At 74.4% G+C, this 21,499-nt stretch carries 23 protein-coding genes; 9 read left to right on the top strand and 14 right to left on the bottom strand.

From position 1 onward, the window contains the following. Positions 1 to 9: 9 nt before the first annotated feature. The 3 genes from D7294_RS23895 to D7294_RS23880 all read right to left on the bottom strand — a co-directional run bounded on the left by D7294_RS23895 (position 10) and on the right by D7294_RS23880 (position 2,684). A complete protein-coding gene (locus D7294_RS23895; RefSeq protein ID WP_120683153.1) occupies positions 10 to 879 on the bottom strand; it encodes an ABC transporter permease in 870 nt (289 codons plus the stop codon). After that, positions 876 to 1,793: an ABC transporter ATP-binding protein gene (locus D7294_RS23890; RefSeq protein WP_120683151.1), complete on the bottom strand. Its 918-nt coding sequence runs from the start codon at positions 1,791 to 1,793 to the stop codon at positions 876 to 878. Before D7294_RS23890 ends, D7294_RS23895 begins: the two co-directional genes overlap by 4 nt. Before the next feature lie 468 nt (positions 1,794 to 2,261). Beyond that, positions 2,262 to 2,684: an SRPBCC family protein gene (locus tag D7294_RS23880; protein ID WP_120683344.1), complete on the bottom strand. Its 423-nt coding sequence runs from the start codon at positions 2,682 to 2,684 to the stop codon at positions 2,262 to 2,264. A 254-nt stretch (positions 2,685 to 2,938) separates the two neighbouring features. Between D7294_RS23880 and D7294_RS23875 the strand changes: the two genes are divergently transcribed. Continuing rightward, positions 2,939 to 3,436: an anthrone oxygenase family protein gene (locus tag D7294_RS23875; RefSeq protein ID WP_120683147.1), complete on the top strand. Its 498-nt coding sequence runs from the start codon at positions 2,939 to 2,941 to the stop codon at positions 3,434 to 3,436. Positions 3,437 to 3,557: 121 nt separating this feature from the next. Here D7294_RS23875 and D7294_RS23870 read toward each other — a convergent pair whose 3' ends face one another. Next, positions 3,558 to 4,463: a LysR family transcriptional regulator ArgP gene (locus tag D7294_RS23870; protein WP_120683342.1), complete on the bottom strand. Its 906-nt coding sequence runs from the start codon at positions 4,461 to 4,463 to the stop codon at positions 3,558 to 3,560. A gap of 70 nt (positions 4,464 to 4,533) precedes the next feature. Between D7294_RS23870 and D7294_RS23865 the strand changes: the two genes are divergently transcribed. Continuing rightward, a complete protein-coding gene (locus D7294_RS23865) occupies positions 4,534 to 5,160 on the top strand; it encodes a LysE/ArgO family amino acid transporter (protein ID WP_120683145.1) in 627 nt (208 codons plus the stop codon). Positions 5,161 to 5,220: 60 nt separating this feature from the next. On the opposite strand, the gene D7294_RS23860 is transcribed toward D7294_RS23865, so the two are convergent. The 3 genes from D7294_RS23860 to D7294_RS23850 all read right to left on the bottom strand — a co-directional run bounded on the left by D7294_RS23860 (position 5,221) and on the right by D7294_RS23850 (position 7,137). Next, positions 5,221 to 5,772, bottom strand: coding sequence for a hypothetical protein (locus D7294_RS23860; RefSeq protein ID WP_120683143.1), 552 nt, complete (start codon positions 5,770 to 5,772; stop codon positions 5,221 to 5,223). Between the two features lie 145 nt (positions 5,773 to 5,917). Beyond that, complete coding sequence (locus tag D7294_RS23855) at positions 5,918 to 6,619, bottom strand: hypothetical protein (RefSeq protein WP_120683141.1); 702 nt, start codon at positions 6,617 to 6,619, stop codon at positions 5,918 to 5,920. Continuing rightward, the gene (locus tag D7294_RS23850) at positions 6,616 to 7,137 is read right to left on the bottom strand and encodes a SigE family RNA polymerase sigma factor (protein ID WP_241562584.1); all 522 of its coding nucleotides are present in this window, start codon (positions 7,135 to 7,137) and stop codon (positions 6,616 to 6,618) included. Before D7294_RS23850 ends, D7294_RS23855 begins: the two co-directional genes overlap by 4 nt. Before the next feature lie 349 nt (positions 7,138 to 7,486). On the opposite strand from D7294_RS23850, the gene D7294_RS23845 reads away from it, so the two are divergent. The 3 genes from D7294_RS23845 (at position 7,487) to D7294_RS23835 (ending at position 12,876) form a co-directional block, all read left to right on the top strand. Next, positions 7,487 to 9,850 carry a beta-L-arabinofuranosidase domain-containing protein gene (locus D7294_RS23845; RefSeq protein WP_120683137.1) on the top strand — a complete coding sequence of 788 codons (2,364 nt, stop codon included), beginning with the start codon at positions 7,487 to 7,489 and terminating at the stop codon, positions 9,848 to 9,850. A 214-nt stretch (positions 9,851 to 10,064) separates the two neighbouring features. Beyond that, a complete protein-coding gene (locus D7294_RS23840; RefSeq protein WP_120683135.1) occupies positions 10,065 to 12,152 on the top strand; it encodes a cellulose binding domain-containing protein in 2,088 nt (695 codons plus the stop codon). 325 nt (positions 12,153 to 12,477) lie between these two features. Beyond that, a complete protein-coding gene (locus D7294_RS23835; protein ID WP_120683133.1) occupies positions 12,478 to 12,876 on the top strand; it encodes a hypothetical protein in 399 nt (132 codons plus the stop codon). A gap of 209 nt (positions 12,877 to 13,085) precedes the next feature. Here the strand turns inward: D7294_RS23835 and D7294_RS23830 are convergent, their stop codons facing one another. Next, positions 13,086 to 13,970, bottom strand: a complete 885-nt coding sequence (locus D7294_RS23830) for a galactose-binding domain-containing protein (RefSeq protein ID WP_120683132.1) — start codon at positions 13,968 to 13,970, stop codon at positions 13,086 to 13,088. Positions 13,971 to 14,050: 80 nt separating this feature from the next. Beyond that, positions 14,051 to 15,595, bottom strand: a complete 1,545-nt coding sequence (locus D7294_RS23825; protein WP_206619558.1) for an alkaline phosphatase D family protein — start codon at positions 15,593 to 15,595, stop codon at positions 14,051 to 14,053. 292 nt (positions 15,596 to 15,887) lie between these two features. Between D7294_RS23825 and D7294_RS23820 the strand changes: the two genes are divergently transcribed. The 3 genes from D7294_RS23820 to D7294_RS23810 are packed head-to-tail and all read left to right on the top strand — an operon-like array spanning position 15,888 to position 17,715. Beyond that, positions 15,888 to 16,433 carry a hypothetical protein gene (locus D7294_RS23820; protein WP_120683128.1) on the top strand — a complete coding sequence of 182 codons (546 nt, stop codon included), beginning with the start codon at positions 15,888 to 15,890 and terminating at the stop codon, positions 16,431 to 16,433. 6 nt (positions 16,434 to 16,439) lie between these two features. Further along, complete coding sequence (locus D7294_RS23815; protein WP_120683126.1) at positions 16,440 to 17,009, top strand: SigE family RNA polymerase sigma factor; 570 nt, start codon at positions 16,440 to 16,442, stop codon at positions 17,007 to 17,009. Continuing rightward, the gene (locus D7294_RS23810) at positions 16,975 to 17,715 is read left to right on the top strand and encodes a hypothetical protein (RefSeq protein WP_147450903.1); all 741 of its coding nucleotides are present in this window, start codon (positions 16,975 to 16,977) and stop codon (positions 17,713 to 17,715) included. Before D7294_RS23815 ends, D7294_RS23810 begins: the two co-directional genes overlap by 35 nt. Before the next feature lie 65 nt (positions 17,716 to 17,780). On the opposite strand, the gene D7294_RS23805 is transcribed toward D7294_RS23810, so the two are convergent. The 5 genes from D7294_RS23805 to D7294_RS23790 all read right to left on the bottom strand — a co-directional run bounded on the left by D7294_RS23805 (position 17,781) and on the right by D7294_RS23790 (position 21,087). Then, positions 17,781 to 18,854 (bottom strand): DUF4185 domain-containing protein, encoded by a 1,074-nt coding sequence (locus D7294_RS23805; RefSeq protein WP_120683122.1) that lies wholly within the window; start codon positions 18,852 to 18,854, stop codon positions 17,781 to 17,783. A 99-nt stretch (positions 18,855 to 18,953) separates the two neighbouring features. Next, entirely contained in the window at positions 18,954 to 19,829 is an 876-nt protein-coding gene (locus D7294_RS23800) for a GNAT family N-acetyltransferase (RefSeq protein WP_120683340.1), read from the bottom strand. Positions 19,830 to 19,967: 138 nt separating this feature from the next. Further along, the gene (locus D7294_RS32295) at positions 19,968 to 20,114 is read right to left on the bottom strand and encodes a DUF6126 family protein (protein ID WP_174248422.1); all 147 of its coding nucleotides are present in this window, start codon (positions 20,112 to 20,114) and stop codon (positions 19,968 to 19,970) included. A 12-nt stretch (positions 20,115 to 20,126) separates the two neighbouring features. Further along, the gene (locus D7294_RS23795; RefSeq protein WP_120683120.1) at positions 20,127 to 20,735 is read right to left on the bottom strand and encodes a helix-turn-helix domain-containing protein; all 609 of its coding nucleotides are present in this window, start codon (positions 20,733 to 20,735) and stop codon (positions 20,127 to 20,129) included. A gap of 91 nt (positions 20,736 to 20,826) precedes the next feature. Then, on the bottom strand, positions 20,827 to 21,087 hold the full coding sequence (locus D7294_RS23790; RefSeq protein WP_206619557.1) for a sigma-70 family RNA polymerase sigma factor family protein: 261 nt from the start codon (positions 21,085 to 21,087) through the stop codon (positions 20,827 to 20,829). A 266-nt stretch (positions 21,088 to 21,353) separates the two neighbouring features. Here D7294_RS23790 and D7294_RS32665 point away from each other — a divergent pair, with 266 nt between their 5' ends. Beyond that, positions 21,354 to 21,494 (top strand): VOC family protein, encoded by a 141-nt coding sequence (locus tag D7294_RS32665; protein WP_206619556.1) that lies wholly within the window; start codon positions 21,354 to 21,356, stop codon positions 21,492 to 21,494. The last annotated feature ends 5 nt before the right edge of the window (positions 21,495 to 21,499 follow it).

Below are 21,499 nucleotides of genomic sequence, written 5' to 3'. Positions count from 1 at the left end.
TGCGCGCCCTTACGCGTCCCGCCGCCGGAAGACGAGGAATGCGGCCGCCAGCACGATCGTGACGCACCCCGCCATCACCGCGAAGCCCGGCCAGGGATCGAGCAGGGCCGGATCGCGGTAGCCGGTCACGATCTGCCCACCCGCGGAGGGCGGCCAGTACCTCGCCGTCCAGTCCGCGAGCCGGCCGGGGAGCGCGGGCCCGAAGGCGGGCACGATCAGCAGCGCCGTGAACAGCGTCGTCACCGTCGCCGTGGTGCTGCGGATGAGGGTGCCCACCGCCAGCCCCAGCAGGGCGGCCAGCGCCAGATAGAGCGCGCCGCCCAGGATGGCGCGCGCCGCTCCCTCGTCCGCGAGCGCCGTATGGGGCGCGCCCGCGCCCTTCAGGGCCGCCTGACCCGCGGCGAACCCGCTGAGGGTGGTCGCAAGGCCGGTCGGGAGCGCGATGGCGGTGAGCGCGACGGCCTTGGCCGCGAGGACCCGCCGGCGGTGCGGGATCGCGCTGAGGGTGCCGATGATGGTGCGGCTGCCGTACTCGGCGGTGACGACGAGTCCGCCCAGCAGCGCCAGGGTGACCTGGGCGAGGATGTAGCCCCTGAGGCTGAGGGCCAGCGGGTCGAAGGCCGACCTGTCCTGGGGCGGCAGGCTCGCGTACTCGTCGCCCGAGGAGGCGCCGTTGAGCGAGGCGAGGCCCGTGCCGAGGAGGAGGGTGCCCAGGACCACGTAGCGGGTCGAGCGCATGGTGCGGACCTTGATCCACTCGGCGTGGAGGGCGTGCCGGAACCGCGCGCCGCCCCTCGGCCCCGCCGGGAGGGCCGCCGGCCGGTCCGCCCGCGCGCCGGCCGGCGCGGGGGAGCCGGGGGCCGTGCCGGTGCGGGTCATCGCGTCTCCCCCCGTTCGGCGGCGTACTCGACGCTGTGCTGCGTCAGTTCCATGAAGGCCTCCTCGAGCGAGGTCTGCCGCGGGGTCAGCTCGTGCAGTTCGACGCCGTTGGCCGCGGCCACGGCCCCGATCTCGGCCGCGCCGATCCCGGTCACGGTCAGGCCGTCCGCGCCGCTGGGCCGCACCCGGGCACCGGCCGCCGTGAGCAGCGGGCCCAACCCGGCCGCCTGCGGACTGCGGACCGCGACCTCCCGGCGTGAGTGCGCGGCGACGAACTCGGCCATGCCGGTGTCGGCGATCAGCCGCCCGCGGCCGATGACGACGAGGTGATCGACGGTGAGCTCCACCTCGCTCATCAGGTGGCTGGAGACCATCACGGCCCGCCCCTCGGCGGCCATGCGCCGCATCAGCCCGCGAATCCAGACGATCCCCTCGGGGTCGAGCCCGTTGAGCGGCTCGTCGAGCACGAGCACCGGCGGATCGCCCAGCAGGGCGGCGGCGATGCCAAGCCGCTGTTTCATTCCGAGCGAGTACGTTCCCGCCGCGCGCCGTGCGACGCGCGTCAGCCCCACCTCCTCCAGAACGGCGGCGACGCGGCCGCGCGGAATGCCGTTGCCTGCGGCCAGCGCCAGCAGGTGGTGGTGGGCGCTGCGGCCGGGCAGCACCGCCCCCGCGTCCAGCAGCGCGCCGACGGCCCGCAGCGGCGCGGGCTGCGCCCGGGCGGGCAGGCCGCCGACGGTGGCGGTGCCCGAGGTGGGGGCGTCCAGGCCCAGGATCATCCGCATGGTCGTGGATTTCCCGGCGCCGTTCGGCCCCAGGAAGCCCGTGACCTCTCCCGCGCGGACGGTGAAGCTCAGCTCGTCGACGGCCAGCACCTCGCCGTAGCGTTTGGTCAGCCCGCGAACCTCGATCATTCGGCTCTCCAGGATCGGTGGTCACACGGCACACCCTCCCGGTGCGCCACCGCCAAGGCTGGCCGCCGCGTCTGGGACCGGCATGGGCGATCCTGGGAGCCGCATGTGAGCGGGCGGCGCCGCAGGCCGGGAAACGCCGGGGCCGAGGCGCCCGGCTCGTGCGAAGGCGCTTCCACGCGGGCCGGTTCACAGAGAACTCGCAGAAAGCGCCGAGCCGTTGCGAAGGAGCCCGGGCGAAGGGCGCCGGGCCCGGCGGAGGCGGCGGCGCAACGGAAGGCCCCCGGCGGGGCAACCCCCGGAAGGGAGCCGCCCCGCCGGGGGCCGTCGGGTGGCGCGGGAACCGGCCTGCCCCGGCAGTTCCCGCCGCCTGCCCCACGAGGCCCGCGGGGTCCCGAAGAGCGCCGCGGACCGCCGAACATCCGCGCAGATCCGCGCGGTTCCCGCGGATCCCTGAGGCGGCCGAAGGTCTCAGCCGGCCTGGGCCGCCTTGGCCAGGGACTCCACGATCGTCGGAATGCCCTTGGCTATCTGCGGCCCGAGCTGGGGGCCCACCTGGTCCGCGGCCGGGCCGTCGATCTCCACCCGGTGCGTGATGCGGGTGCCGCCGCCGGGCAGCGCGGCCAGGCGGTGGACGAACCGCAGGACGGCCGTGTCACCGACCGGAGTCTCGTCCGAGAAGCTCTCGTTGACGGTGACCTCGGTGAGCGTCACGGGCACCGTGTCCTGGCCGACCGGCGTCATCGTCCCGGTCGAACCGGCCGCGAAGGGGCCGTCGATGTGGATCTGGGCGATGCCCGCGTGCCACTCGGGCCACGTGGCGTGGTCGGCGTAGCGGGCCCAGACCTGCTCGGGCGTGACATCGGCGTCGAGGCTGTGCTCGAACTCCCACATGATGCGCTCCAAAGGAAGCTCAGAAGAACGTGTACCGGTGGCCGCCGCGGTGGCACGGCGACGGCCGTTTCTCGCGGACACTATCCGTAACTCCCCTACAACAGGCGGCTGACAGGTGGTTTTCTGGTGCGGCATCCGTGATCATCGTGCGGGTGCCGGGGGACCGGGGGACGGCGGGCCCGTGGACGCTCTCGCATGCGGGCGAGCGGCACGAGGATGGCCGGCCTTCCCGCGGATCGGCTTGACTCGCGGGCATGACTTTCCTCGCGGTCCTCGCCGCGGCGGCGACGCTCCTGACGTCGGCCGCCATGACCGGCGTCTTCTTCTCCTTTTCGACCTCCGTGATGCCGGGCCTCGACGCCCTGGAGCCCGGCGGGTCGGTGCGCGCGATGCAGAGCATGAACGAGAAGATCCTCAACCCCCTGTTCCTGACGGCCTTCACGGCGGCCCCGCTCGCCGCCGTGGCCGCCGGGGTCCTGCTCCTCCTGCTCGGGCACGGCGCCGCCGGCCTGCTCTTCCTGGCGGCGGCCGCGGTCTACCTCCTCGGCGTCCTCCTCCCCACCGCCGCCGTCAACGTGCCGATGAACGAGGCCCTGGCGGCCCTCGCGCCCCCGGACGCGGTGGGCGCCTGGGCCGGGTACCGCGGGCGCTGGACCCGGTGGAACTCCCTGCGGGCCGCCTGCGGCGCCGCCACCGTGCTGCTGGCCGGCCTCGGCCTGTACCTGTGGGGCAGGGCCACGGCCCACGGCTGAGATCCGCGGGCGGCCCCGGGCGCGCCCATGAGCGCGGAGCCCGTCCGCCTCGCCCGCTCCCACCGGCCGCCCGCCGGGCCGTGGCCGGCGCGCCGCCCGCACCGGGCGCTCCCCGGGGAGGTCACTGTGGGGGGTACAGGGACCCGGCGGCCGCGGCGGCGATCGTCTCCGCCGCCAGGGCCAGCGCCGGCACGTCCAGCTTCCACTGCTGCCAGTACAGCGGCACGTCCATCTTCCGCCCGGGCGCCGGCTCCACGAGGGCGCCGGAGCGGAGCAGCGGCCGGGCCTGCGGCTCCGGGACCAGGCCCCAGCCGAGGCCGGCGGCCACCGCGTCGCAGAAGCCCTCCGAGCTGGGCACGTGGTGCCGGTACCGGGCGGCGCCCGTCCGCCCCGAGGTCAGGGTGCGGACGAAGCGGTCCTGCAATTCGTCGCGCCGGTCGAAGACGATCACCGGCGCCTCGGGCAGGCTGCGCTCCAGCGGCCCGTCCGACAGGTGCCGGGCCGCGAACCGCGGGGCCGCCACCGGCAGATACCGCGCCAGGCCAAGCGGGCGCACCAGGCAGCCCGCCACCGGCTGTGCCGCCGAGGTCACCGCCGCCATCACCTGCCCCTCCCGCAGCAGCGCCGCGGTGTGCGCCTCGTCCTCGCGGTACAGGTCGAAGCAGACGGGCGGGTCCCGGGGCACCCGGGCCAGCGCCGGCAGGAACCAGGTGGCCAGGGAATCGGCGTTGACCGCGATGGGCAGCCGGGCCGGACCCGGGCGACCCGCGATCCCCAACTCGGCCCACACCTCTCCCTCCAGGGTGGCCAGCTGCCGCGCGAACCGCAGCACCACCTGCCCCGACTCGGTCGGCCGCACCGGCTTCGTGCGCATCAGGAGCACCCGCCCCGTGCGCTGCTCCAGCGTCTTGATCCGCTGGCTGACCGCGGAGGGCGTCACGTGCAGCGCCTCGGCGGCGGCCTCGAAGGTGCCCTCGTCGACGACGGCGAGGAGGGTACGCACCTGCTCGAAGGGCAGCTCGGTCATCACAAGGGCTAAGGGTATGTAAGAAACTTTAGCTGTACTCACGCGGCGCGGCTGCCTAGCGTCGGTCGGCGTGAACAGCGGCATCCTCCCGGCGGCCGGCGCCGGATTCGGCACCGGCCTGTCCCTCATCGTGGCCATCGGCGCCCAGAACGCGTTCGTCCTGCGCCAGGGGGCGCGCCGGCAGGCCGTCTCCGCGGTGGTCGGCATCTGCGCCGCCTCCGACGCGATCCTCATCACCCTCGGGGTGGCCGGGCTCGGCGCCGTGGTCACCGCGTGGCCGGCGGCGCTGACGGCCGTCGGCCTGGCCGGCGGGGGCTTCCTGACCTGCTACGGCCTGCTGGCGGCCCGCCGCGCGCTGTGGCCCCCCGCCGGGCAGGCGCTGACGGCGGGCGGCGCCCCGGCCGGCTCCGCCCGCACCGCCGTGCTCACCTGCCTGGCGCTGACTTGGCTCAACCCGCACGTGTACCTGGACACCGTGCTCCTGCTCGGCTCGGTCGCCGCCGACCACGGCTCGCTGCGCTGGGTCTTCGGCCTGGGCGCCATGCTGGCGAGCCTCACCTGGTTCGCCGGCCTCGGCTACGGCGCCCGGCTCCTCGGCGGCCTCCTGTCCCGCCCCGGCATGTGGCGGGCGCTGGACGCACTCGTCGCCGCCACCATGCTGGCGATGGGCGCCGCGCTGCTGGCCCGCACCCTGTGAAGGGGCCGGGGCCCGGGAGGCGCCGGGGCCCGGGAGCGGCCGGCAGGGGGCCGGGGCCCGTCACCAGCCGCGCCCGGTTCCGGACCCACGGGCGGCGGGGCCGAGCCGGGGCGCGGGGCTCCAGGCGAGGTCGGTGGTGTGCCGGGGGCGGGAACCGAGGCCGCCCTCCCGGGCCTCGGCCAGGCGGACGGCCGGAATCCGCCGGGCGGCGGCGAGGGCCCGCTCGCGGCTTTCGCCGCGGACCTGCACGAGGACCCGCCCCCTCTTGTCGGTGATCAGCCACTCGCCGCCCGCGCCCCGGGCCGGGACGGGGCGTTCCGCCCGGGACGCGCGAAGCCGGCGGCGTGCCGCGGGCGCCCCGCCGGTGAGCCGCCCGAGCGCCTTGCGGCCGGCGGGGGACAGGGCCGGGACCGCGACCTCGTACGGTGCCGGACGCCGCCGCCCGGCCCGGACGCCGGCGGACCGCAGCAGCCCGAGGCGGTGCAGCCGGCGTCCCGTGGCGCGCCGGATCGGCGGCGGGTCGGGCCGCTCGCGGAACCGGGCGGCCCCGCGCCTCTGGTTGGCGTGCGTCAGGCGGAGCGCCCCCTGCCGGGGGCCGGTGCGGCGTGCCATCGGGTGCTTCTCCTCGTGCTGCGTGCCTGGTACGGGTGGTGCGGTGGTGCGGTATTGCGGGAGCCCGGCGCCGGGCGCTGCCGCCGGCGCCGCGGAAGGCGGGCCGCGGCGCCGGCGTTCCCCGGCAGGCCGGGCCGTGCCGGGGTCAGCCGGCCGCCGGGGCGCTGTGGAGCCGGTCGAGCACCTCGCCTTCGGCGCCGAAGACGGTGATGGTCACCGGTTGCCCGGCGTCTCCCGACCCCAGGTCGGCGTGGATGGCGTACCAGCCGGGCTCGCCGGGCAGGGTGACGATCCGGGCGGCGTGCGTGGTGCCGCCCCACTCCGCCTCGACGCGGGTGGGCATCTCCTCGCCGGGCAGCATGCCGGCCAGGACGAGCCGGCCATGGGGCAGCGGAAATCCGGGGTAGGTGAACGTGGGCTCCTCCGGGCGCGAAAAGGAGGGGCCGGTGTCCTCGGCCGCGCTGCGCGGCAGCTCCCCGCCGGAGAGGGCGAGGTAGCCGTCCTCCTTCAGCGTCATCTGCAGCCCGGCCCCGATGTCGAACGCCTCGTAGGGCTGAACGACCCGTGCGGACCCGGAGAACTCGCCGACCGTCGAGGCCGGCGGCTGCAGCGACCGCTCGGTGCCCGAGTGGAAGGCCCCCCAGGCGAACGGCACGGTCCCCGCCACCACGACGGCCGCCCCCAGCGCCGTCGCGGCCCGCCTGCGCCGGCGGCGCGCGCGGCCGTCGCGGATCATGGCGGCCACCGGGGGCCGCGGCACCACGAGGGTGCCGGCCGCGCGGTCGAGCTGGACGGAGAGCGACGCGACGACGTCCTCCTCGGACCACACCCGGTCCTCGTTCGTCATTGTGCGACTCCTCGCTGGTCGGTGAGATCACGGAGCGCGGGGTTCCCGCGCAGGGTGGCCAGCGCCCTGGCCGTGTGGCTGCGGACCGTGCCGACGGTGGTGCCGAGCAGCAGCGCGGCCTCCGTCTCGGTGCGCCCCTCCAGGTACCGCAGCACCACCACCGCCCGCTGCCGGGAGGACAGCAGGGCCAGCGCCTCCAGCAGGACGTCGCGAACGGCCAGTTCCTCGCTGTGGTCGGCCGTTCCCCGCTCCGGCAGGTGCGTGGTGAGCCGTTCCCGCAGCCTTCGCGGGGCGCGCAGGCGATCCGTGGCGGCGTTGAGGAGCATGCGCCAGACGTAGGCCTCCGGGTCGTCCGCCCGCCGCACCCGGCCCCACCGGTCGAAGGCGCGGGTCAGTGTGGACTGCACCAGGTCCTCGGCGTCCTGCTGGTGGCCGGTGAGCAGGAAGGCGGTCCGAAGCAGCCGCCCCCAGCGGGCGGCGACGAAGGCATGGAACTCTTCGTCCTCTTCGTGTGTCACGCGGCTCCTTCCCCCAATGAAAGCGTCACAAGGGAGACGGTGGCCGGGGCGGAATCGATGACACGCCCGGCGTCGCACAGGGGATTTCGGCCGCCGGCCGCGCGGCAAAACCCGTTCCGGCCGAGGCTGTTGACATGCCCACGACCCGCTTCTATGGTCGATTTCATTCGGTATAGAGAACATCGTTCGATATATCGAACCCGGTGCCGCGGATTCGCCGGCCTCCCTCTCCCGGGGCCGGCCCGACGTCCCGCGGCGGCAGGCCGGCGCACCGGCCGGACCCGGGCCACACCTTCCACCGGCGCCCGCCCGGCGGGCGGGCGCCGGTCCCCGCACGGAAAGGCACACGATGTCCCCTGCACCCTCCCCGTCCCCCACGCCCGGCTCCCCGGGATCCCCTCTCAGCAGACGGCGCCTCCTGCGCGCCGCCGGCGTGACCGCCGCCGCCACGGGCGCCGCCGCCTCCGGCCTCGGAATCCCGCGCGCCCGCGCGGCGAGCCGTACGGCCCAGGCCGCCGTCGAGGTCTCCGCTTCCCCCTTCCCGCTCGGCCGGGTCCGGCTGACCGACAGCCGGTGGCTCGACAACCAGAACCGCACGCTGGCCTACCTGAGATTCGTCGACGTCGACCGGCTCCTGTACGCCTTCCGGGCCAACCACCGCCTGTCCACCAACGGCGCCCAGCCCAACGGCGGCTGGGACGCGCCGAACTTCCCCTTCCGCAGCCACGTGCAGGGGCACTTCCTGACCGCCTGGGCGCAGGGCCACGCCGTCACCGGGGACGCCACCTGCCGCGACCAGGCGAACCGGATGGTGGCGGGGCTGGCCCAGTGCCAGGCCAACAACGGCGCGGCCGGGTTCGCCGACGGCTACCTCTCCGGTTTCCCCGAGTCCGAGTTCACCGCCCTCGAGGCGCGGACCCTCTCCAACGGCAACGTCCCCTACTACGCCCTCCACAAGACCCTGGCCGGCCTGCTCGACGTGTGGCGCCTCCTCGGCAGCACCGAGGCCAGGGACGTGCTGCTCAACCTGGCCGGCTGGGTCGACCGGCGCACCGGCCGCCTGAGCACCCAGCAGATGCAGGCCATGCTGGAGACCGAGTTCGGCGGCATGAACGACGTGCTGTGCGAGATCCACCAGGAGACCGGCGACCCGCGCTGGCTCACCGTGGCCCGGCGGTTCGACCACGAGGCGGTGTTCGCCCCGCTGGCCGCGGGGCAGGACGCGCTCAGCGGGCTGCACGCCAACACCCAGGTCCCCAAGTGGATCGGCGCCGCCCGCGAGTACCAGGCCACCGGCACCACCCGCTACCGCGACATCGCGGCCAACGCCTGGAACATCTGCGTCGGCGCCCACACCTACGCCATCGGCGGCAACAGCCAGGCCGAGCACTTCCGCCGCCCGAACGCCATCGCCGCCTACCTGAACCAGGACACCTGCGAGAGCTGCAACACGTACAACATGCTCAAGCTCACCAGGGAACTGTTCACCCTGGACCCGGAGCGCGCCGCCCTGTTCGACTACTACGAGCAGGCGTGGCTCAACCAGATGATCGGCCAGCAGAACCCGGCCGACGCCCACGGCCACGTCACCTACTTCACCCCGCTCAACCCGGGCGGCCGGCGCGGCGTGGGCCCGGCCTGGGGCGGCGGCACCTGGAGCACCGACTACAACAGCTTCTGGTGCTGCCAGGGGACCGGCCTGGAGACGCACACCAAGCTGATGGACTCCGCCTACTTCTTCAGCGGCACCACGCTGATCGTGAACCTGTTCCTGCCCTCGGTGCTCACCTGGGAAGAACGCGGCATCACCGTCACCCAGTCCACCTCCTACCCGGTCTCCGACACCACGACCCTGCGGGTCACCGGCGAGGTGGGCGGCACCTGGCCGATGCGCATCCGCATCCCGGGCTGGACCACCGGGGCCAGCGTCAGCGTCAACGGGACGGTGCAGAACATCGCAACCACGCCCGGCAGTTACGCCACCCTGACCCGCTCCTGGACCTCGGGCGACACGGTGACCGTCCGCCTGCCCATGCGGATCGTCCTCAGGCCCACCAACGACGACGCGAACATCGCCGCCGTCACCTACGGCCCCGTGGTGCTCTCGGGCAACTACGGCACCGCCGTGCCCGGCTCCCCGCCCGCGCTGGACGCCGCCTCGATCACCCGCGTGAGCGGCGACTCCCTCGCCTTCACCGCCACCGCCGGCGGGGCGCGCGTCTCCCTGGAGCCCTTCTACGACGCGCACGGCCACACGTACACCGTCTACTGGCGCACCGGCGGGGCCGGCGACGCCCCCGTCCGCCTCGTCAACGCGGGCAGCGGGCTGGTGCTCGGCATCCAGGACATGTCCACCGCCGACGGCGGCCGGGCCCTCCAATGGCATGACTCGGGAACCGCGGACCACGACTGGTATCTCGTCACGGACGGGGACGCGGTCCGATTCCGCAACGCCCACAGCGGCAAGGTGCTCGGCGTGCAGAACATGTCCACGGCGGACAACGCGATCGTCCTGCAGTGGTCGGACAACGGCACCGCCGATCACCGGTGGACACTGCTCGGTCAGGGCGACGGCACGTACAAGATCCGCAATGTGCACAGCGGGAAGCTGCTCGGCATCGAGAACAACTCCACCGCCCTCGGCGCGTTCGCCCTCCAGGTCCCCGACGACGGCACCGCCGACAACCGGTGGCGCATCGAGGGAGCCGGTTAGGCCCCCCGGGGAGCCGCCGCGCGGCGGCATCCCCCAACGGCACCGGGGTGCCCGGGTATTGACGGAGCAGGGGACCGCTCCGATTATGGGAGCGCTCCCAGAGCCGCCGGGGCGAGGGCGCGCACCCTGGGGCACGGAGCGGAGCGAGGACGAGGAACGCCGGGGCGCGCTCTCGCCTCCCGCGGTTCCTGCCCACCCGTGAAGGGAACGCGCCATGCCGCTCTCACCTCAACCGTCCCGCCGGCCGGGGGCCTTCCGCAGAGCCACCGCCGCGGTCACCACGGCCCTCGCCGCGCTGGCCGCGGCCGCCGTCGCGGCACCGGCCCCGGCCGGCGCCGCGGAAGATCCGGCCGTCGACGTCACCGTCAACGCCACGCTCGGGCTCGGCACGCTCGGCGACACGGCGTTCGGCGTCAACACCGCCATCTGGGACTCCCACATGAACGACCCGGAGGTCGCCTCCCTCATGGAGGCGGCCGGCGTCGGGCTCATGCGCTACCCCGGCGGCTCCTACGGCGACATCTACCACTGGGAGGACCACACCGCCCCGGGCGGCTACGTGGCACCCGGCACCGACTTCGACGCCTTCATGGGCACCGTGCGGGCCACCGGCGCCCAGCCGATGATCATCGCGAACTACGGCACCGGCAGCCCCGAGGAGGCCGCCGCGTGGGTCCGCTACGCCAACGTCACCCGCGACTACGACGCCAGGTACTGGGAGATCGGCAACGAGATCTACGGCAACGGCCACTACGGAAGCGGCTGGGAGGCCGACGAGCACGCGGACAAGAGCCCGCAGGAATACGCCCGCAACGTCCTCGCCTACGCGGAGGCGATGAAGGCGGTCGACCCGGACATCGAGATCGGCGCCGTCCTGACCACTCCGGGGGACTGGCCCGACGGAATCGCCGGCTCGGGGGACGCGGCCGACTGGAACCACACCGTGCTGTCCATGGTCGCCGGCACCGTCGACTTCGTCATCGTGCACTCCTACCCGGGCGGCGCCACCGCCGACGAGGCCCTGCAGCGGGTCGCCAGGCTCCCCGGCCAGCTCCGGGAGATCCGCCGCCAGATCGACCGGTACGCCGGGGAACGCTCCGCCGAGATCGGCATCGCCCTGACCGAGGTCAACTCGAACGTCCAGCAGAACAGCAGGCCCAACGCCCTGTTCGCCGCCGACGTCTACATGACGGCGCTGGAGAACGGCGTCTTCACCGTCGACTGGTGGAACACGCACAACGGGCCGGGCGCGATCAGCACGGTCGACGGCGAGGTCGACTTCAACGACTTCGGCCTGCTCTCCAGCGGCGGCTGCATCGAGGACGTCTGCCAGCCCGCGGTCAACACCCCGTTCCACCCCTACTACGCCATCAAGTCGCTGACCACGCTCGGCCGTCCCGGGGACACCATGGTGGCCGCCGCCTCCGGCAGCGACAGCGTCTCGGTCCACGCCGTGCACCGCGCCGACGGCGACCTCAGCGTCCTGCTGATCAACAAGGACCCCGAAGCCTCCCGGACCGTCGACCTGCACTACGCCGGCTTCTCGCCGGCCGCCGGGGCACCCGTCGCCTACCGCTACGCCCGGGGCGACACCGACGTCACGCGCGTGGCCGCCGCCGCGGACGGCTCCCAGGTCCTGCCGCCGTACTCGATCACCACGCTCACCGTGCACCCGGACCGCGCCGAGCCGGCCGTCGGCGCCCCGGGCGCCCCCATCCTGACCGCCGTGGACAGCACCACGGCCACCCTGAGCTGGCCCGCGAGCGCCGAGGGCACGCCGGTGCGCTACGAGGTCTACGAACGGCTCGGCGCCAACGCCCAGTTGCTTGGCTCCGCCACCTCCACCTCCGTGGTCCTGCGCAACCTGCCGCCCGGCTCGGAACACACCGTCAACGTCCTGGCCAGGAACGCCGACGGCCGCCTCTCCCGCCCCTCCGCCCCGCTGACGCTGACCACCACCTCGCCACGGGACAGCACCTGCGTGGCGACGTACCACGTGGACTCCGGCTGGAGCAGCGGCTTCGTCGCCACGATCACCGTCACCAACCTCGCGGACACCGCGATCAACGGGTGGAGCCTGGACTTCACCTGGCCCTCCGCCGGGCAGTCGGCGCAGAGCGCCTGGAACGCCGGGCTGAGCAGCGACGGCACGCGGGTCCACGCCATCGACGTCGGCTGGAACGCGGTCCTGGCCGCGCACGGCGGCTCCACCGCCTCCTTCGGCTTCGTCGGCGCCAACGACGGGGCCAATCCCACGCCGACCGTCTTCACCCTCAACGGCCAGGTGTGCCGCACGGCCTGACGCCCCGCACGGCCTGACGCCCCGCACCGAGCCCTCCCGCCGCGCCGGGCGGGAGGGCACAGGTCCGCCGTCCCGGAGCCGGGGCGAGGAGCCGGATTCCGCGGCCGATGGTGGGCTCCTCCGTGCCCCGCTCGTGCCGGCTGCCGTGGTTCCCGGACGGCAGCGGGAAGTACGCTCACCCGGCTTCCCCTGGACCGGCTCGTTGCTCTCCCGCTCGCCGTCCGCTGCGCGTGAGCTGCCTCCCGCCCGTTGAGGGGCGGGGAAATATTCCCTTCAGAGGTCGCCGTCAGGCTCGACGGTGGTGCCGCGAAGGACGGCACGACCGATGAGCGTGACCGACGAGGAGGACAGCAGCATGGGAGCACCACGCAAGGCCGCCGTCGTGACGGCGCTGACGCTTGGCCTGACCGCACTGACCGCGCCCGTGACCCGGGCCGGCGAGCCCGAAGCCGCGGCGAACCAGCCGCCCGTGGCAGTCGTCTCGGACGCGTACACCTATTGCGCCTCCTGGGCCCCGCTTGTGGGGCCGCACTGCTACTTCTACGCGCGAGGCTCCTACGATCCGGACGGGGAGATCGTCTCCTGGGTGTGGGACTTCGGCGGCGAGGAACTCATCACTGACGTGGGCGACACCTTCTTCGGCTACGCAGCGGGACACAACGGAGGCACGCTGACCGTCGTCGACAACGAGGGCGCCACGGACACCGTCGCGATACTGCCCTGAGGCACAGGCCGCCCCGGCCGTGATTCGGCGACGGCATCCACGGCCCAAGCGGGCGCGGGCCGGGGCGCGCAGCAGCGGGGCGGGGCGGCCTGACCCGCCGGGCCGCCCCGCCCCCGGCTCCGCGGATCGCCGGGCCGCCCGTGGGAAGAGGCCGCTCCCGCGGACCCCGGCCCCACGGCCTGACCGCCCCGGCCCGCGCGCCCGCCGCGTCAGGAGGCGTACACCTCGAGCTCGACGATGCGCGAGTACTTGTGGTCGTTGGAGTCGTACGTCACGACCTGGACCCGGTCGGCCAGGACGGGGGCGAAGGCGGCGGTGATGTGCCCGGCCTCGTTGCCCCGCACCTCCTCGACCGTCCGCCAGCCCTCCGCGGTGTGCACCTGGATGTCGACGTCGCGCAGCCCCATCCGGGCGGCGGGATAGCGCGCCGAGTCCAGGGTGTAGAGCTCCACGCGGCCGACCGTGGCGCTCTCCGCCAGGTTGACGCCGTAGGTGTCGGGAAACACCCCCGAGGTCGCGTCGTGGGTGCCGCTCGCCCCCCACTGCGCCGAGTCCGTGTTGCCGTCCACGCCCCCGCAGAGCCGGACGTTGCTGTGCGTGGAGGAGGCGTAGGCCTGCTCGCCCAGCGCGAGGTTCGCGTCCGGCCCCCGCTCGGGCAGGGGCGCGACCTCCACCGTGATCCGCTGCGCCGGCTCCCCGTCGAGGCTCAGCGTGGCCAGGTACGAGCCGGGGGCGGTGTCCCGCGGCATCCGCACCTCCACCTCGGCGCCGGCCGTGTAACCGGCGTCCGCGGCCGGCAGATACGTCGACAGCACGCGCCTGGACAGGCTCAGCGGCGCCTCGACGGCCAGGTCGAGGTCCGCGAACACCGGCTCGTCCGAGGTGTTCGTCAGGCCCACGCCGAAGCTGGAGGACAGGCAGGGCAGCGGGGGCGCGGCGGCGACCCGGCCGGGCGCGCTGAGCGCCACCACCGAGTGGTGCCCGGGCCCGCCGCCGCGGCCGCCCCACTCCCCGGCGAAGGCCGCGCCGGCCAGGGAGGTCACCAGGAGCGCGGCGGCTCCCGCCCCGGCGAGGACCTTGGTACGTCTGTGCATCGTCGTCATCTTCCTGTTCCGTGCCGCGAAGGCGAGGGCGGGGCCGCGGCCGTCCGGCCGGGGCCGTGGGGCGCGCGGGCTCAGTCCCGGATGCCGGCGACGCCGTTCCCGATGACCAGGGACTTCCTGGTGCGGACGGCGGCATCCCGCCGGGTGACGGTGTCCGCCACCCGGTAGTGCGCGGTCCACTCCCGCGGGGTGATGCGGCAACTGACGTAGCCCCGCTCGTGGTTGGCGTAGGCCACGTGCGGGTTCTCGGCGAGGATGGTGCGCGTCCAGTCGTCCGCGTCGGCGCCGTCGCCGTCCGAGGAGATCGAGGTGCACACCAGCTCGCTGCCGACCACCGGCGAGGAGGGGTCGCCGAAGTCGCGCCTGAGGTCGCCGGCGAAGTTGGCGTGCACGTCGCCCGTCAGCACGACCAGGTTGTCCACGCCCCGCTCGTGCAGGCCGCCCAGCACCCGGTCCCGCGAGGCCGAGTAGCCCGACCAGGTGCCCATCGCCACGGACTGCGCGGCGCCCGCCGCCGCGTCCGTCGGCATCATCAGCACCTGCTGGGCCAGCACGTTCCAGCGCGCCGATGAGGCGCCGAGGCCGTCGAGAATCCACCTCTCCTGCGCCTGCCCGATCAGGGTGCGCGCCGGATCGAGGGTGTCGGCGTCCGGCGCGCGCCAGCCGCCGTCGGCGTGGGACCGGTACTGCCGGGTGTCCAGCACGGAGAACTCCGCGAGCCGGCCGAAGGCCAGGCGCCGGTAGAGCGGCAGGTCAGGCCCCTGGGGCAGCCGGTCCCAGCGCAGCGGCATGTGCTCCCAGTAGGCGCGGAAGGCGTTCGCCTGGCGGACCACCCACTCCGCCGAGTCCCGGGGGGCCCAGTCGTTCTCCACCTCGTGGTCGTCCAGGGTGACCACCCAGGGCGCCGCCGCGTGCGCGGCCTTGAGGTCGGGGTCCTGCTTGTAGAGGGCGTACCGCAGGCGGTAGTCGTCCAGCGTGACGCAGTCGACCCCCACCTCGGCCGGGACCTGCTGCCCGCGGGCGCCGCCGTCGACGGGGATCGGGTTCTCGTAGATGTAGTCGCCGAGGAAGAACACCACGTCGTGGTCCCGCGCCGCCAGGTCGCCATGCGCCGGGTAGAAGCCGGCCGTCCAGTTCTGGCAGGAGGCGAAGGCGAGGTCGAGAGCCGGCACCTCCGTGCCCGGCGAGGGCGCGGTCCTGGTCCGGCCGACCGGGCTGAGCTGCCCGCCCACCCGGAACCTGTAGTGGTAGTGCCGCCACGGCCGCAGCCCGCGGACGTCGACGTGCACCGTGTGCGAGTACTCCGGCCGCGCCGTCGCGCTGCCCGCCCGCACCACGCGGCGGAACCGCTCGTCCTCCGCCACCTGCCACTCGACCTGCACGGCGCTCCTGGGCATCCCCCCGTACGGTTCGAGTGGCTCCGGCGCGAGGCGGGTCCAGAGCACCACGCCGTCGGGCAGCGGGTCGCCCGAGGCCACCCCGAGGGTGAAGGGGTCGCGTCTCTCCCGGCCGCGGGCGCGGCCGTCGGCGGTGGCGACGCCCGCGAGGCCGCCGCTCAGGGCGAGGGCCGCGGCGGCCCCGGTTCCGGTGAGAAAGCGGCGCCGGCCGGCAGCCACGGCTTTGCTGGGTTTCGCGTACTTCGGGGGCACTGGCATGGCGGAAACGGAACGACGCCCGGCTGAACCCCAAGAGATCGCGAACCTGCCCACCCCGTACCGGCAGGCGAACATCTCGGTGCCCCGGCGCGCCCCGCGGCACGGCCCCCTCCCCGGGGCGCGGGCCGCACCCGGCAAGGAGCCCGCCCGGCCCGCTTCCCACCTCCGGTGGGTTTCCGGCCGGGGATGGATAGATTCGGCTCACCGTCGGCGTCTTGGTCATGACCGAACGCCACGAAGAGCTGGAGGGCTCATGACCGGAAAGTCGACTCTCAGGCGCGCCCTGTTCACCGGCGCCGCCGCCACCACCGCGATGGTGGTGTTCCTTCCGCAGGCGGCGCAGGCCGGCGGGATGGACCTGATCGAGGTGCGGCCCTACGAACGCGTCGTCATCAACGACCGGTTCGTGATGGGTCTGCTGCCCGAGGGCGAGCAGAACTACGTGGTCACCTCCCCCGAGTACTACGACGAGGAGATCGAGGCCGCGAAGAGCTACCCGGGCAGCAGCATCCGCCCCAACAGCGTCGGCGCCGGCGTCTACGGCGAGGACGGCGAGATCGTCCTGATCGAGGGCGTCTGGCGGCTGGACGAGGGCGTCCCGTTCATCGCCGTCGCCCCCGAGGGCGACGAACTCAGCTACGGGGCACAGCCGGTGGCCCTCAGGCACGAGGACGGCTGGGGCACCTTCTACTTCGACCCCGCCGCCTGGGAGATCGAGGGCACCGACACCTACACCATCATCGCCACGGACGCGGACGGTGACGTGTTCAGCGAGTTCGAGGTCTCCCTCGACGGCTGACGTCCGATGACTCGTGCACCCGAAGCCCACGACGCCGAGTTCAGGACTTTCGCGGCCGGCCGGTGGCCCCGGCTGCTGCGGACCGCGTACCTGCTGACCGGCCACCACCACGACGCGGAGGACCTCGTCCAGGTGGCGCTGGCCAAGGCGTATGCGCGGTGGGACCGCGTGACGCGGGCCAGGGACCCGGACGCCTACGTGTGGCGGATCATGCTGAACGCCCATCACGACCGCATCCGTGGCAGGAGGGTGCCCGAGTTCCTGACGACCTGGTTCCCGGAGCGGATCGACCGGGACCAGGTCGACCAGGTGCTGGCCCGGGACGTGCTGACGGCCGCGCTGCGCCGGCTCCCGCCGCGGCAGCGCGCGGCCGTCGTGCTGCGCTACGTCGAGGACCGCACCGAGACCGAGGTCGCCGCGCTGCTCGGCATCCGGGTCGGCACGGTGCGCAGCCGGGCGGCGCGCGGCCTGGAGAAGCTGCGCGCCGACCCCGCGGTCCTTAACCTGCAGGAGCCGGAAAGGGGACGGGAGGTGCCGATCCGTGCCGGAAAGCGAGAACAGGCCGGAGTTCATTGAGGAGTTGCGCCGGGTGGCGGAGTCCGTCGTGCCGGGGCCCGCGCCGGTGGAGCAGGTGATGCGCCGCGGCCGCGCGCTCCGCGCCCGGCGCCGGCTGGCCGTGGTGAGCGCGGCGACGGCGTGCGTGCTCGCGGTGGCCCTTGCGGTGGGCCTGGCGGAGTGGCCGGCCGGCGCGGGGCCCGAGGAGGCCGGCGGCTCCGGGGGCACCGCGCCGCCGGCGGCCCAGGCGACGCCCCCCGGGACGCCGTCCCCCTCCGCCGGCGGCGGGCTCGTGGAAGTGCGGCCCTACGAACGGGTCGTCATCAACCGGGAGACCGTGCTGGGTCTGCTCCCCGAGGGCGAGCAGAACTACGTGATCACCTCCCCGCAGTACTACGCGCAGCAGATCGAGGACGCCAAGCGCTTTCCCGGCAACAACGTCCGCCCCGGCAGCATCGGCGCCGGCCTCCTGGAGGACCAGAACGGCGCCCGGCTGATCGAGGGCGTCTGGCGGCTGGACGAGACGCCGGCCCGGATCATGATCGAGCCCGAGGGCGAGGACACCGCCTACCCGGCCACCATGGTCATGCTGGCCGGCGAGCCGGACTGGGGCGTCTTCTATTTCGACGCCGCCCGCTCCCCGTCCCTGCCCCCCGATTTCGACGTGACCGCCTATGACGAGCACGGCCGGGTGCTCGCCGTGACGCAGGGGCCCGGCTCCCCGTAGGCCGTCGGCCCGCCCGGGCCGCGCCCGGCCCGGGACGCCCGGGCGGGCGGCACGCCCCGCCGGCCTCAGGGCCAGAAGCCGCGGACGCGGAACTGCATCACGCGATACGGCCACCCGGTGCCGGTGTTCCACTGACTGACCGACAGGTGCAGGTCGTCGAGCGTCGAGCCCGGGATGACGTATCCGCCGTAGAGCTGGGCGACATGCGAGTCGTCCTCGGCGCCCCACGCGCCGCCCCAGATCAGCGTGGAACGGTGGGCGGTGTAGAGATTCGAGGTCGGGGTGTCCATGACGATGCCGTCGATGCGGTAGTCGCCCGCGTTGAACCAGGTCAGCACCCACTTGCCGTCCAGGGGGCGCAGCGACATCTCGCCGAAGCTGCCCTCCAGGATGGGGGTGGGCGGGTTGCCCCAGGCCCAGACGCCGTCGCGGTAGCCCCAGGGGTCGTACGCGGCGAGGTCGGTGATCCGGTCGGCCGGGACCCGGTGCAGGATGATCGGCTTGTCCCGCTGGAAGCCGGTCGAGTACACGTACACGTAGCCGTCGTTGCCCAGGCCCCAGGTGAAGAGCTGGAACATCCCGCCGTGCAGATCGGAGGGGAACTTCGCGCCCGTGTGCACCCACGTGGCCCCGGAGTCGTCGGACCGCCAGATCTCGGTCCACACGACCGTGCCGAGGCCCTTGTTGACCATGGCGTGCAGGTACATGCTGCCGCCGATGGTGATCACGTCGGAGGGGAGGACCGTGGAGAACTCGGGATTGTCGTGCTCGTAGGCCCAGAACTGCTGCGCCGCGTCGCCGCCCACCGCCCCGGACCAGGTGACGCCCGCGGCCAGGTCCGTGGTGCCCGACCAGAGGCCGACCGGCGAACGCCACCAGCCCGCGCCCACGGAGGCACCCTCGAAGGTGTCGCCGAAGACGAACAGCAGCCGGCCGTCGGGGGTGCGGGCGGGAATGCCCAGGTCCGTCGCCTCCATGCGGAAACGGGTCGTCAGGCCGGGGCCGGTGAGATCGGCGACCTTGGTGGTCGTCTGCGCCAGGGGCCGGGTGCCGCCCCGGGCCGAGGCCGGCAACGCCAGCCCACCGCCCAGGCTCAGACCGCCCGCCGCCGCTGCCTTGAGAAATGTCGAACGCCTCACCCGCCCAGGAAATCCACCCACGCCACCGGTGTCAAGAACCTGACAACACGGGGTATCCGCCCGGGCGGACCGCCCGCCCTCCCCCCGGAACGCCGGTGGTCACCGCGCCAGGGGTCCCCGGCAGAGGTCCGGGACCTCGGGGCGCTGCCGGAAGCCCGCCGACCGGTAGGTGGCGACGGCGCCGCCGAGGGAACTCGGCGTGCACACGAGGGCACTCGACGCGCCGAGCTCCCGGAGTGCGGCCGCCGCGGCGCGGGTGATCGCCCTGCCGTGGCCGCGCCGGCGATGCGCGCGGTGCACACCCATCGGCTCCAGCAGACCGGGCCTGCCGGGGCCGGCCGACCACACCGTCACCGCGGCCACCGCCTCGCCCCTGTCGTCGTACGCGACCAGGCAGCGGGCCTCGGCGTACGGCAGCCCGGCCGCCATCGTGTGCCAGAGCTCCTCGGCGAACGTCGACCCGTCGAACGCCGCCCGCTGGACGGCGGCCCGCACCTGCGCCTGCCCGGGGCCGACCACCTCGATCCGCATCCCCGGGTCCTCCACGGGCTCCGTGAGGTCGCGGCGCAGCGGCGTCCACGGCTCGCCGTCGGTCCAGCCCTCCGCCTGCAGCAGCTCCCGGACCAGCGAGCCCCTCGGCGCCTCGACGCACACCTTCCCCCCGTCGAGCACGCCGCGCTCCGGCTCGGTCACGTCCCGGGCCAGCTGCCGCGCCGGCTCCTCGTCCCGCTGGGCGTCCGGCGCGATCGCCAGCCGCACCAGCCCGGGCCCGTCCAGCAGCCCGAGGGCGAGGATGCGCCCGTCCCGGCTCCAGGTCCTGACCGCCGCGGCCGTCGCCCTCGCGCCGAGCCGCCAGTGCCAGCCCAGGTCCCCTGGGTGCAGCTGCATCGGCACCCCTTCGCACTGCCAGTCCCGCAGCGCGTGCACGGCCGCGCTCAGCCCCTCGACTCCCGGCTCGTTCAGCACTGTTGCCATGCGCCGATCCCACACCACCGCACCGGCGATCCGCACCGGGTTTTCGTCCCGCGCCCGGCTTCCCGGCGGCCGCCGCGCCCGGAAGGGCGCGCGCGGCCTCGCCTCCGCCGGGAAGCGGCCGCCGGGGGAGAGGGGAGCCTAGTCTCCGCCCCCCACGGCGAAGAGGAAGATGAGGAACGCGGCGAAGAGGTGGCCGATGAGGCCGTAGACGAGGACCCGGACCCACAGGCCGCGAGGGATGCGGTCCTTGTCCGGCCGCCTCACGGACGGCCGCTGCTGCGACATGCGGTTGCTCCTTCAGTGCGCCGCGCTGGGCCCGCCCAGGCACAGCGCGGCCGGCGCGCTCTGCATCAGGGTGTGGACGAACAGCAGGTCCACCCCGGCGGGCGCCGCGGCGCCGATCCGGTGAGGTGTGAGTGAGTCGAAGTGCGCGCTGTCCCCCTCGTCGAGCACCTGCTCCGTCTCGCCGAGGAACAGCCGCAGCCGGCCCGCGCGGACGTACAGCCACTCCTCGCCCGGGTGCGTGCGGACCAGGTCGCCCTGGCGGCCGTGCGGCACGTGCACCCGCAACGCCTGCATCGCGCGCCCCGGGGAGCCCGCCGGCCAGTACGTCCAGCCGCCCGCCTCCTGCGGACGGGCCGCCGCGGCCCGCACCACCGCGTCCGGGGCGGTCACCGTCTCGCCGAGCAGCTCGGAAACCGTCGTACCGTAGACCCGGGCCAGGGTGAGCAGGACCGGCAACGAGGGGTGACGCTGCCCGGTCTCCAGCCGGGAGAGGTGGGCCGGGGAGAGCGCGGCGCGCGCCGCCGCGGCCTCCAGGGTCAGCCCGGCGCGGCGGCGCAGCTCACGCAGCCGCGGGGCGACGGCGGGCAGCTCGCCACCCGCGCCACGGGGGAGGGGGCTCATGCCCCGATTGAGCCACGCACCTTCCCTCTCAGGCAAATTCCTTGCCTCTGAGGCAAAAACCCCGGGCCGGGGTCGCCCCGAGGCGGCCCGCTCAGCGCCGTCCCGGGTCCCCGGCGGGCAGAAGGACGATGCCAAGGCCGTGGAGCCGATCCGGGTCGGTCTCGACGGCGATCCGGGAGATCCTCCCCTCGCGGACGGTGAACGCGAGGACGGCACCCGGCCGGCCGCGGTGCCACCAGACGGCCGCGGGAACCCCGTCGACCAGCGCGAGCCGCGCGGCCTGGGCCCGTCCGGCGAAGAAGGCCGCCACCTCCCGCGGGTTGACCGGATCACCGGGAGAGCACCGTGTCACTGCAGGTGAGCACCATCATGCTCGGCGTCGATGACCTGGACCGCGCCCAAGAGGTTCTACGCCGAGGGCCTGGGCATGACGATCGACAAGGACATCCCCCGTTCCGTCTCGCTCGGCCTGGGCGAGGGCTCCCCGCAACTGGCGCTCCACGCACGGGAGGCGGCGGCACAGGACGCCGGCGTCTCCCCGGAGGGCTCCGGATTCCGCGGCGTCTCGCTCCACGGCAACGCCGACTCCAGGGCGGAGGTGGACGACTCCAGGCGGAGGTGGACGAGGCGCCGCGCAACGCGGCGGCCGCCGGCGGCAGTGTGGTGCGGGCGGCGGCCCCCGCCCCGTGGGGCGGCTACTTCGGCTACTTCAGCGACCCGGACGGCCACCTGTGGCAGGTCACCACCTACGCCTCCTGACGCGC

This window comes from Streptomyces hoynatensis (assembly GCF_003626535.1).
Lineage (GTDB): Bacteria > Actinomycetota > Actinomycetes > Streptomycetales > Streptomycetaceae > Streptomyces > Streptomyces hoynatensis.
Note: the sequence above shows the minus strand (reverse complement) of the source record. Positions and strands in the feature narration are given on the sequence as shown.

What these genes read in the sequence shown, in the direction of transcription:
- D7294_RS23830 (WP_120683132.1), bottom strand. Translation starts at nt 13,970, where the DNA reads ATGCACAGACGTACCAAGGTCCTCGCCGGGGCGGGAGCCGCCGCGCTC.
- D7294_RS23860 (WP_120683143.1), bottom strand. Translation starts at nt 5,772, where the DNA reads ATGGCACGCCGCACCGGCCCCCGGCAGGGGGCGCTCCGCCTGACGCAC.
- D7294_RS23840 (WP_120683135.1), top strand. Translation starts at nt 10,065, where the DNA reads ATGCCGCTCTCACCTCAACCGTCCCGCCGGCCGGGGGCCTTCCGCAGA.
- D7294_RS23845 (WP_120683137.1), top strand. Translation starts at nt 7,487, where the DNA reads ATGTCCCCTGCACCCTCCCCGTCCCCCACGCCCGGCTCCCCGGGATCC.
- D7294_RS23815 (WP_120683126.1), top strand. Translation starts at nt 16,440, where the DNA reads ATGACTCGTGCACCCGAAGCCCACGACGCCGAGTTCAGGACTTTCGCG.
- D7294_RS23795 (WP_120683120.1), bottom strand. Translation starts at nt 20,735, where the DNA reads ATGAGCCCCCTCCCCCGTGGCGCGGGTGGCGAGCTGCCCGCCGTCGCC.
- D7294_RS23855 (WP_120683141.1), bottom strand. Translation starts at nt 6,619, where the DNA reads ATGACGAACGAGGACCGGGTGTGGTCCGAGGAGGACGTCGTCGCGTCG.
- D7294_RS23890 (WP_120683151.1), bottom strand. Translation starts at nt 1,793, where the DNA reads ATGATCGAGGTTCGCGGGCTGACCAAACGCTACGGCGAGGTGCTGGCC.
- D7294_RS23800 (WP_120683340.1), bottom strand. Translation starts at nt 19,829, where the DNA reads ATGGCAACAGTGCTGAACGAGCCGGGAGTCGAGGGGCTGAGCGCGGCC.
- D7294_RS23820 (WP_120683128.1), top strand. Translation starts at nt 15,888, where the DNA reads ATGACCGGAAAGTCGACTCTCAGGCGCGCCCTGTTCACCGGCGCCGCC.
- D7294_RS23870 (WP_120683342.1), bottom strand. Translation starts at nt 4,463, where the DNA reads ATGACCGAGCTGCCCTTCGAGCAGGTGCGTACCCTCCTCGCCGTCGTC.
- D7294_RS23875 (WP_120683147.1), top strand. Translation starts at nt 2,939, where the DNA reads ATGACTTTCCTCGCGGTCCTCGCCGCGGCGGCGACGCTCCTGACGTCG.
- D7294_RS23880 (WP_120683344.1), bottom strand. Translation starts at nt 2,684, where the DNA reads ATGTGGGAGTTCGAGCACAGCCTCGACGCCGATGTCACGCCCGAGCAG.
- D7294_RS23895 (WP_120683153.1), bottom strand. Translation starts at nt 879, where the DNA reads ATGACCCGCACCGGCACGGCCCCCGGCTCCCCCGCGCCGGCCGGCGCG.
- D7294_RS23835 (WP_120683133.1), top strand. Translation starts at nt 12,478, where the DNA reads ATGAGCGTGACCGACGAGGAGGACAGCAGCATGGGAGCACCACGCAAG.
- D7294_RS32295 (WP_174248422.1), bottom strand. Translation starts at nt 20,114, where the DNA reads ATGTCGCAGCAGCGGCCGTCCGTGAGGCGGCCGGACAAGGACCGCATC.